This window comes from Burkholderia stagnalis (assembly GCF_902830275.1).
In the GTDB taxonomy this organism is placed as follows: Bacteria; Pseudomonadota; Gammaproteobacteria; order Burkholderiales; family Burkholderiaceae; genus Burkholderia; species Burkholderia stagnalis.
On the sequence record NZ_CADESW010000066.1, the window covers coordinates 1 to 1,204 of the forward strand.

General features: G+C 60.2%; 1 protein-coding gene. It reads right to left on the reverse strand.

Annotated features, from left to right (window positions below):
* Positions 1-16 precede the first annotated feature (16 nt).
* Positions 17-1,143 (reverse strand): IS3 family transposase gene (locus tag HWY45_RS36210; RefSeq protein WP_150999506.1). Its coding sequence is split into 2 segments (ribosomal slippage): positions 17-903 and positions 903-1,143, totalling 1,128 coding nucleotides; the frame shifts between segments, so codons are not numbered across the junction.
* Positions 1,144-1,204 lie beyond the last annotated feature (61 nt).

Here is a 1,204-nt window from a genome sequence, read left to right on the forward strand (position 1 = left end):
TGACCTGCCCCCGGTTTTAGTCCGAACTGCAGTTAGAGTCCGAGGTTAAAAACTGCTGCTTCGCGTCGTGCGCCCGGGCGAACTGCGCAGGCGTCAGATAGCCGAGCGAACTATGAGGCCGCTCGGTGTTGTACTCGATACGCCATTCCTCAATCAGCTGCTTGGCGTGGCGCATTGAGACGAACCAGTGCTCGTTCAGGCATTCGTCGCGGAACCGCCCGTTGAAGCTCTCGATATAGGCATTCTCCACCGGCTTGCCAGGCCGAATGAACGACAGCGTGACGTCGGCTTCGTAGGCCCATGCATCCAGCACCTTACCAGCGAACTCCGGCCCGTTGTCGACCGTGATGGATGCGGGTAAGCCTCGCATCTCCTTGAGCCGCTCGAGCACTTGCTGCACGCGTAGGCCCGGCAATGAAGTATCGACCTCGATGGCCAAGCACTCGCGCGTGTAGTCGTCGACCACGTTCAGGCATCGAAACCGCCGACCATAGGCCAGCCCGTCAGAAACGAAGTCCATCGACCAGCTCTGATTCGGGCCTGTTGGTAACGGTAGCGGCGTGCGCTCGACAGCCGCAATACGCTTGCGTCGCCGCTTGCGCACGCTCAGTCCCGCCTTGCTGTACAGGCGCCAGATGCGCTTGTGGTTGGCGAAGCAGCCATCCCGCTGCAACAACACGTGAATCCGGCGATAGCCGTATCGGCGTTTCTGCGCGGCGATGGCCATCATCCGGCCAGTCAGCGCTTCGTCATCAACTCGGCGGCGTGATTCGTAGTGGAACAGCGAGCGCGAAATCCCTACCAGCCCGCAGGCCCGGGTAACACCCATGGCACGTTCGGTCATCAATATCCAGACCGCTTCGCGCTTGGCCTGCGGGCTTGCTACTTTCGAGCCAGCAGGTCCTTCAGCGCGGCGTTGTCGAGCATCGATTCGGCCAACAGACGCTTGAGCTTGCTGTTCTCCTGCTCCAGTTCCTTCAGGCGCTGCGCTTCGGAGACCGTCATCCCGCCGAACTTCGCTTTCCAGTTGTAGTAGGTCGCTTCCGAGATGCCGTACTTGCGGCACAGCTCCGCTGGCTTCAAGCCAGCCTCGGCTTCCTTCAAGATGCCGATGATCTGTTCTTCGGTGAATCGCTTTTTCATTGCCGTTCCTCTCTGGAACGGACTCTACACCGTCACCGTACTAAACGCGGGGAGCAGGTCA